Origin of the sequence: Pseudomonas sp. PA-5-4B (genome assembly GCF_021606215.1) — a bacterium.
Classification (GTDB): Bacteria; Pseudomonadota; Gammaproteobacteria; order Pseudomonadales; family Pseudomonadaceae; genus Aquipseudomonas; species Aquipseudomonas edaphica.
In genome coordinates, this window is the sequence record NZ_WKDB01000005.1 from 22,313 (window position 1) to 30,946 (window position 8,634).

Sequence of the window (8,634 nt, forward strand, 5' to 3'; positions counted from 1 at the left end):
CCCTGTACCCGCAACTGGAGATTGACCATGCATTACCAACAACCCAAGCAACTGCAAGCTGTCGTCCTGGACTGGGCAGGCACCGTGGTGGATTTCGGCTCGTTTGCCCCCACCCAGATTTTCGTCGAAGCCTTTGCCGAGTTTGGCGTGGCGGTGTCACTGGAGGAGGCGCGCGGCCCCATGGGCATGGGCAAGTGGGACCACATCCGTACGCTGTGCAACCAGCCGCAAATTGCCGAACGCTACCGCGCCGTGTTTGATCGCCTGCCGACCGATGAGGACGTCACCGCGCTGTATGAACGCTTCATGCCCCTGCAAATCGAAAAGATTGCACTGCATTCGGCGGTGATCCCCGGCGCCCTGGAAGCCATTGCAGCCCTGCGCAGCAAAGGCCTCAAAATCGGCTCGTGCTCGGGCTACCCGGCAGTGGTCATGGCCAAAGTCGTGGAGCTGGCCCGCCAGAACGGCTACGTCGCCGACCACGTGGTGGCCACCGATGAAGTGCCCAACGGCCGCCCGTACCCGGCGCAGGCGTTGGCCAATGTGATCGCGCTGGGCATCAGCGACGTCGCGGCGTGCGTCAAGGTCGATGACACCTGGCCGGGTATTCTCGAAGGGCGCAGCGCCGGCATGTGGACGGTGGCACTCACGTGCTCCGGCAATGCCCTGGGCCTGACCTACGAGCAGTTCAAGGCGCTGCCGGCGCAGAAACTTGCCGAAGAACGTACACGCATCGGCCAGCTGTTCGAAGGCGCCCGCCCGCATTACCTGATCGACACTATCGTCGATCTGGCGGCGGTGGTTGAAGACATCAACGCCCGCCTGGCACGCGGGGAAACACCCCAAGGCGTCTGACCGGATCGGGGCACGCCTGCTGTTAAAGCGTGCCCCATTCGTCCCGACATGCCAGCAAAAAATCCACAAACGCCCGCACCCGATGCGGCACATAGCGCCCATGGGGATACAGCAAGGTGAAGGGCCGTGAACGCCCGCCAAACGGCTTCAGCACTTCAACCAGGCTGCCGTCGGCCAATTCACGCTCAACGATAAACTTGTAGGTCTGAAACAGCCCCGCGCCGTGTTTGGCCAGGGTTACGCCGCCCAGCACATCATGGGCAATGCTGTAACCGGCCTCTCCGGCAAACTCCTGCTCCTGGCCTTGCAGCTGGAACAGCCAGGGGATGCGCCGGCCATTGCTGGGCAGTTCAAACTGAATGCACTCATGCAATGGCAGATCGTCCAGCGTCTGCGGTGTGCCGACGCGCTGCAAGTACGCAGGCGCAGCGATAACCACCAACTCAGCATCTTCCAGCAGCCGCGCGATCAGCGACGAATCCGGCTGGGCGCGCACGCGAATGGCCAGGTCATAACCTTCGGCAACGAAGTCGATATTGCGGTTGCTGATGTGGATATCCACAGTGACTTGCGGGTACTGCGCACGGAACCTGGGCAGCAGCGGCAGCAAGCGGTGATGCGCGTAGGTGGTCGGCACACTGATGCGCAAGCGCCCGGACGGCACCGCCTGCGCGCCCATCACCTGTTGCTGGGCCTCCACCAGTTGCGTCAGCGCCTGGCGGCACTGCTCGTAAAATGTGCGGCCGCTGTCGGTGAGGCGAATGCTGCGCGTGGTACGCACAAACAAGCGCGAGCCCAGGCGTTCTTCCAGGCGCGAAATACTGCGGCTGACGGCGGCCGGGGTAACGCCCGCAGCCTGCGCAGCAGCGGTAAAACTGCCGGCTTCGGCAGCGAGGCAGAACAGTTCGATGCTGCCCAGCTGCAAATCTTCGAAATGGCGTTTCATGATTGATTACATCGGCTCACTATCCGACGTCATTCTTACCAGCCTCTTGGCCTTTAATACAGCGCGCCGGGCGAGAATGAGTTATCGGCCTTCTTTGTGCCCGGCAGGTTAACGCACGATGGCGGCGGCACTGAATGCGTGGATCTTGTCGACGATCTGGCGTGATGCCGTCCGGATTGCCGTGGTGGTATTGCCGGCAATGTGCGGCGTCAATTGCGCATTGGCAATAGCGGTCAATGGCGAGTCGAAGCGGTCTTTCTCCAGGGCAAAGGTATCGATGGCCACCGCTTTGATATGCCTGGGAAACTCGCCCATGAAGGCGGCCAACTGGTGTTCGTCGACGATCCCGCCGCGCGCGGTATTGATGAGGATTGAGCCCTGGCGCATCTGCCGGAACTCGGCAGTGCCGAACAAGCCTCGGGTCTGCGGGGTGAGCGGTACGTGGATCGAGACGATGTCCGCCTCGGCCAGTAACGGTTCAAGACCCGCCCGTCGTTCAAGCCCAAGGCTGCGCGCCACCGCTTCGGTAAAGCGTTCGGACCCGGTAGCGATCACCTTGATGCCCAGCGCCGCAGCCTTGCGCGCCACCTGCCGGGCAATGCTGCCGGTGCCCACCAGCCCAAGCGTCAGTTCGGCGTATTCGCAGGCAGGTGCCAGGGTGCCTTTTGCCCAATGGCCGTTGTGCGTTTCGGCGTTGTAGTCATCCAGGTCGCGCGACAGATACAGCGCCTGGGCCACGACGTATTCGGCAACAGCGGCCGCGTTTGAGCCCGGCGTGTTAAGGATCGCCACACCACACTGCTCGCACGCCAGCTGATCAATATGATTGACCCCTGTGCCAGCCTGGGCAACGGCGCGCAGTGGCGTGGCCAACGCTGGCGAGGTGGCAGCGCGGATCAGGCCGGCGCCCAAGGGGATGTTCAGGCGCGTCTTGAACACGCTGTAGCCGCCGGCCTGACTCACGGCGGCAATAAAGCCAGGCTCGTCATGGCAGTTGATCTCGGCATAGTGAATGCGCGTGCCGTAGTGCTGCCGAATGCGCTCTTTGTCCGCGAAATAATACAGGTTGAGGGTGACACCCAGACCCAACTCAAGAAAGCGATCGACTTCCTCAAACAGTAACGGCGGCCCGGGGGCATCCAGTATCAGGGTGGTAAATGCCATACAGTTGATTCTCCTGGAGGGTAGCGCCTGCCGATACCCAGGTTGCCCTGGGGATAGGGGTTAATTGATCGTTCCCACGCTCCGCGTGGGAATGCCGCCCCGGACGCTCTGCGTCCAGCGCTTGAAGACGTGACGCGGAGCGTCACCGGATGCATTCCCACGCAGAGCGTGGGAACGATCACTGTGAAAAAAGCCAACACGGTGCTGATCACGCGCCACTATACCTTCACCAAGCCGGATGCCCTGTGCTCCCCGCAAGAGTTCGCGGCGATGAAGCCGGCGATTGAAGGCATGGTCAATGATTTGAAAAGCCAGATCATTGTGCAGGCGATGTAAGCTACTGAGAGCTAGGAACGGGCGCTGCCTGCCAGTGGGCGAGCGTGAACGACGAACACCGTCACTTGTGGCGAGCAGGCTTGCCACGGTGAAGGTGTCCAGCCTTAACCGATGGGCGTCGCCTGGCCTTTAGAACTTCGCCTGCACGCCCAACCGTAATGTACGCCCCGGCGCCGGCATGAAGCTTTGCGCCAGCGGGTCCAGGTAGTAGCGATCGGTGACGTTCTGCAGCGATACATTCAGGCTCGCGTCCTCCTGCAACTTATAGTTGAGGAACAGATCCACCAGTGCCACTTCGCGGTAGTTCAGTTGCGGCGTGGTGGCGCCGGTCTGCCAGGGTTTGTCGGCGGTGACGGTGGGGCCGCTGGTGTAGGTAATACGTGTGCCGAGCGTAAGGCTTTGGTCAAAGAAGCGCAGGCCAGTGGTCAGGTTGCCAGCAAGCCGGGGTGGGTTCTGGGTGTTGGTGTAGGAACCCATGAAGCTGCCCGGCGTGCAGTTCGGGGTGTCGGCGGTTTTTTGGTAGCTGTTGCTGGTGGCGCGCAGTGTGGCGGCGAAGGCCGCATCGCAGGTTTCGGTCTTCAGGTAGTAGGTGGACGACAGGTCGGCAAACACGCGCCCGGCATCGTAGCGGGCTTGCAGTTCCAGCCCGCTGGTCTTGTAGCTGTCGGTGTTGCTGAAACGCATCTGGCCCCAGGTGCCTGGGCTTGGGTCGTAGTAGCGGGTGATGTAGTTTTTGATGGTGTTGTTGAAGTAGGCGAGCTTGATCGCCGCCGCGTCATCCTCGACCAACAGCCCTTTGCGCAACGTGCTGGCGCCGACCTCCCAGTTGCTTGAGCGCTCGGGTTTCAAGCCCTTGCCGGGCAGGGTTTGCAGCACGCCCTGGCTGGTTTCAAACAACGAGGGCATGCGAAACCCCTGGGTGTAGGAGGCATACACAAAGGTGTCCGGCAGCACTTCGATATTGATGCCCAGCGCCGGCGAAAATGCCCCGCCGCTGTTGCTGGCCTTGCCGGAATAGTCATAGCCGCTCACCACGTCACCGACCTGGGACGGGTAAACCGTCGAATCGATCACGCCAAAGTCGTTGTAGCGCACGCCTTCGAAGGGGAAGTTGGTGTTCTGGAACACGATGCCGTTGTTCAGGCGCGGATCAGTGGCGTTGGTGTACTCGCCGTTCTGGTCCGGGAACCACATCATGTTGCCGGAATTGTTGCCGTTGTAGACGCGCAGGTAGCGCAGGTCACGCTCCTCCCGTCGCGCGGTGGCATTGGCAATATGGTCTTTGCTGCGGTAGTGGGTATAACGGCCGCCACCCCATAAGGTCAGGCGGTCCACCGGCTTGTATTCGAGTTTGCCATTGAAGCTGTATTCCTGCCGCGAGCCTTCGCGCAGCATGCGGTTGGCGTTGATATCGTGCTGGGTGGTGGCGACGCCTTTTTGCGGGCGCAGTTCTTCGAGCTGGAACGAGCTGCCGAGGTCGAGCTTCAGATCACCGTAGTCGGTCGCCCAGCGTGAGGTGTTGGCCAGCCCGCCGCCGATGCGCTGGTTTGCCTGGCGGCTCCAGGCGCGGTCGGAGCGATAAGCCTGGGACGCAGGTGCGGCCACCGAGGTGAGCTGGCTGGTTTGGGCGTCGGTCATCCACAGGTCGGCGGTCAGGTCCACCAGCGGGTTGCCCGAGGGCAGGTAGTTGTAGCGAGCGGTGTAGGTGTCGATCCTGGTATGGCCCAGCGGGTACTGATAGATGCCGCCGGTGCCGAAACGGAAGATATCCGACGGCATGATCTCGCCAATGCGCCCGTCATAACGACGATAGCCCAGGTCGAAGGTATGGCCGTCCGCCGGGCGCAGGGTGGTCTTGAGCAGGAACGATTCGGTCTTCGCCGAGGAGTTGAGCACTTCTTCGCCGGCGTTGTAGGTAGTGGCGACGCTGGTGTCTTCATCGCCCCAACGGTTGTAGGTGCGGTAGCGGTCCTGGCCTTTTTTACCGGCAAAATAATTGCCCTGATTGCGCTTGGCGTAGGCCGCCACCACGTCGAAAAACTCATGGGTGTAGGCAAACGCGGCGCTGCCGGCTTCGGCCTGCGAGCCGAACAGCCCGCCGCGGCTCTGGTGCGGCTCAGCATACAGGTCCTGGGTTTTGGAGTGCGGGTCGCGGGACGCCGGGGCGACGCCGTTGTTCCAAACATCGCCCTTGAGGCGCAGGCCGATGTTCTGGCCGTCCTTGAGGATGTCGCCAACGCCCAGCGTGCGCATTTTTACCGTGCCGCCAATGGCGCTGGAGGTCAGGCTGGGGCCTTTGTCGATGGTGATGTCGCTGATCAAGTCCGGGTCGATATAACTGCGCTGCTGAGTACCGGCATAGCCGCGATACACATCCAGCGCCTGCTGCGAGCCGTCCACCGTGACCGCCACCCGGCTCTGGCCCTGGATGCCACGAATGTTCACATCCAGCCCGCCGCCATTGCGGCTGTCGCCCACCTGCACGCCGGGCTGGCCCTTGAGCACATCACCCACCGACACCACGCCAAAACGCTGCATGTCTTCGCCGGAGATATACACCGACGAACGCGGCGCGCGGTAGACCTCCTCTTCGTCGAGATTTTCGCCCGTCACTTTTTGCGTCGGCAGCTGCACGGCCTCCTGGCGCAGGCGCAACACATAGCCACCATCGGCCTGACGCTGATAGTCCAGGCCGGTGCCCGAGAGCACCTGGGCCAGGCCGTTATCGGTGTTGAATTCACCCTGCAGCCCCTGGCTTTTCCTGCCCGCCGTAAGCAGCGAACTGCTCGCCATGCTGATCCCGGCTTCTGCACCAAAGCGCGACAGCACCTGGTCCAGAGGCCCGGCACTGATGCTGTACGGGCGTTCACCGGCGGCCAATACCAGCTCACCGCACAACGGTTGCAGGCCGAGAAACAACAAGCTGAACGTATGACGACGCAAGACACTAACGGGGGAAATCATGCAAGGCTCCTAGGGATCGAAACCCACCTGTGCCGGTGGGTAATACCTAAAGGCCAAGCCAGATCGAAAAAACTATCGCGTCGGCGAAAAAAAACTTTACGCGGGCACCACCGTCACCCAATAACGGCTTCTTCGCTCGATGCGCACCGGCAAGGTTTTGGCCACCAGGGCCAGCGCGGCATCGGTGTCGTCCAACTGGAAACTGCCGGTGATGCGCAGCGCCGCCACCGCTTCACTGCAACGCAGCAAGCCTGGGCGATAGCGCGAGAGTTCGGCGATCAATTGATCCAGGCGCATGCGTTCGGCAGGCAGGATGCCGTGCATCCAGGCCTGGGCCAGCAACAAGTCAACCGGGCTTGGGCGCCCGATTGCGTAGTCGTCAACGTTTATCTGCCAGCCAGCCTGCAACGGCACGGGCGTCGGCTGATGCCGCGCACTCACTTGCACCCGCCCGCGCAAAACAGTCACCTGCGTGCTCTGATGATCATGGCGCACCAACAGGTTGGCACCCTGGCTATAAAGCAGCGCGTTCGGGGTTTGCAGTTGTAACGAGGCAGACCCCGCTGGCGTATCGAGTGCCAGCTCGCCCTCGACCAACTGCACACTGCGTTGGCCTGCGCTCACGTCCAGGTTGACCGCACTGGCGGTGTTCAGCCACAGCGAACTGCCGTCCGCCAGGGTCCAGTGTCGGCGCTCGCCGGTGCGGGTGCGATAACTTGCCAGCGCTGCGCGTACCCGCGTGGAGTCCGCACCTTGCCAGGCAACGCCGCCGAGCAGCCCCAGCGCCAACAGGCACTTGAGCACCTGACGACGGCGATGAGGATCGGTCCCGGCTGCCTGCAATGCCCGGCGTGCGGTGGCGTCGGCCAACACATTGGCGCCTGGTTGCAACAACAGCGGCAAGCTGCTGACCCGCTGCCAGGCGTACTCATGCGCAGGGTTGGCCTGACGCCATTGCTGCAAAGCCTGATGGTCGGCGGCATTCATCAAGCCGGACTGCAGACGCACCAGCCACTCGATGGCACTGTCGCGCACTTGCGGGTCAACCGCCACACTGCTCATTCAAACCGGCTCGCATAGCAGACACTGAAGGCCTTACCCATGGCGCGCTGCACCTGGGCCACCGTCAGGCTTAATTGTTTGGCGATCTGCGGATAGGTCAGGCCATCGAGCTGCGACAAGAAGAAAATCTGCCGCACCCGCCCCGACAAACCGACCAGCAGCGAATCCAGCTGCAACAGCGTTTCGATCATCAGATGCCGCTCTTCCGGCGAAGGCTCCTCGGCCACCGACCGCGCCGCCAGCGCTTCCAGATAAGCCCGCTCGATGGCTTGGCGACGCCAACGGTTGATCAGCAAGCCGTTGGCGATGGTGGCCAGAAATGCCATGGGCTGGCGTAATTCACGCACGTCCTCTTGGGAGCGCAGCACGCGGATAAAGGTGTCATGTGCGAGGTCTTCGGCATCGGCCGTATGCCCCAGCCGTCGATGCAACCAGCCTCGGAGCCAGCTGTGGTGATTGGCGTACAGCTGGGCGACGGGCGAGGGGGTGCTGTCGTGCTGCATTTCAGATCCGCACTAATGATAATGCTTCTCATCTTAGGGGTGAGGGGATGGCTTGTATAGAGGGATAAGTTGCGACGATCAGCCAAATTTCAGACAAAAAAAAACCTGCATCTCTGCAGGCTTTTCTCTATCTGGTTCCACGACCTGGGCTCGAACCAGGGAACCTCGGCTTGGCTTGTTTTGGATTTACTTACCATGCGGCATGACGATTCGACGGTGTCGACCTTCCGGAACGCCTCATCTTTTCAACTGTCGCTTTGGACGCTGCGTACTTATCAGCATATTTTTCCGGAGTGCGGCTGTGAAGCTCAGCCAAAATCGACACCAGACTTTCATGACTCGCCAAGTCTGCAGGTTCTATTTCAATAGCATCTTCATAGCACTGCAAGGCGCCTTCAAGATCCCCCACCTTCACCAACATTGCACCGAGCTCAAGATACGTATCGACAAATGACGGTTCAGCTTCAATGGCGGCCTGATAATACTTAAATGCGTCGACATAATTAGACGCCCGCTCATTGGATACACCCGCCAGGAAAAGATAGCGCGCGATGACCTGGCCGGGGGCCAATTGGGTAGCCACTTCATAATGTTTTATGGCTTGGGCGAAGTCACGCTGATAGAAACAAATATCGCCCAAACACTCAGCGAATGTTGACTCCGACAGTGAGTGCGAACACTCCTTGAAATAGTCAACAGCCTTTTCGTCAAGTCCGCTTGAAAGGTATCGAATCAGCTGTCTCTTTATATTTCTAAAATCAGATTCGCTCACACCTACTCTCCAACCACTTCTGCGGGCCGTCT

At 61.0% G+C, this 8,634-nt stretch carries 8 protein-coding genes; 2 read left to right on the forward strand and 6 right to left on the reverse strand.

The window, feature by feature from the left end; genetic code table 11:
• Positions 1-27: 27 nt before the first annotated feature.
• Positions 28-855 carry a phosphonoacetaldehyde hydrolase gene (phnX, locus tag GIW28_RS04250; RefSeq protein ID WP_017137004.1) on the forward strand — a complete coding sequence of 276 codons (828 nt, stop codon included), beginning with the start codon at positions 28-30 and terminating at the stop codon, positions 853-855.
• Between the two features lie 22 nt (positions 856-877).
• Here the strand turns inward: phnX and GIW28_RS04255 are convergent, their stop codons facing one another.
• Both GIW28_RS04255 and GIW28_RS04260 read right to left on the reverse strand, forming a co-directional pair.
• Complete coding sequence (locus GIW28_RS04255) at positions 878-1,801, reverse strand: LysR family transcriptional regulator (protein WP_170037863.1); 924 nt, start codon at positions 1,799-1,801, stop codon at positions 878-880.
• A 108-nt stretch (positions 1,802-1,909) separates the two neighbouring features.
• The gene (locus tag GIW28_RS04260) at positions 1,910-2,965 is read right to left on the reverse strand and encodes an NAD(P)-dependent oxidoreductase (RefSeq protein WP_236446978.1); all 1,056 of its coding nucleotides are present in this window, start codon (positions 2,963-2,965) and stop codon (positions 1,910-1,912) included.
• A gap of 183 nt (positions 2,966-3,148) precedes the next feature.
• Here GIW28_RS04260 and GIW28_RS04265 point away from each other — a divergent pair, with 183 nt between their 5' ends.
• The gene (locus GIW28_RS04265; RefSeq protein WP_017137007.1) at positions 3,149-3,301 is read left to right on the forward strand and encodes a hypothetical protein; all 153 of its coding nucleotides are present in this window, start codon (positions 3,149-3,151) and stop codon (positions 3,299-3,301) included.
• Positions 3,302-3,430: 129 nt separating this feature from the next.
• Here GIW28_RS04265 and GIW28_RS04270 read toward each other — a convergent pair whose 3' ends face one another.
• The 4 genes from GIW28_RS04270 to GIW28_RS04285 form a co-directional block, all read right to left on the reverse strand.
• Complete coding sequence (locus GIW28_RS04270; RefSeq protein WP_236458926.1) at positions 3,431-6,265, reverse strand: TonB-dependent receptor; 2,835 nt, start codon at positions 6,263-6,265, stop codon at positions 3,431-3,433.
• A 96-nt stretch (positions 6,266-6,361) separates the two neighbouring features.
• Positions 6,362-7,327 (reverse strand): FecR domain-containing protein, encoded by a 966-nt coding sequence (locus GIW28_RS04275; protein WP_099548943.1) that lies wholly within the window; start codon positions 7,325-7,327, stop codon positions 6,362-6,364.
• Positions 7,324-7,830 carry a sigma-70 family RNA polymerase sigma factor gene (locus tag GIW28_RS04280; protein WP_017137010.1) on the reverse strand — a complete coding sequence of 169 codons (507 nt, stop codon included), beginning with the start codon at positions 7,828-7,830 and terminating at the stop codon, positions 7,324-7,326. Before GIW28_RS04280 ends, GIW28_RS04275 begins: the two co-directional genes overlap by 4 nt.
• Positions 7,831-8,020: 190 nt before the next feature.
• A complete protein-coding gene (locus GIW28_RS04285; RefSeq protein ID WP_177034762.1) occupies positions 8,021-8,602 on the reverse strand; it encodes a tetratricopeptide repeat protein in 582 nt (193 codons plus the stop codon).
• Positions 8,603-8,634 lie beyond the last annotated feature (32 nt).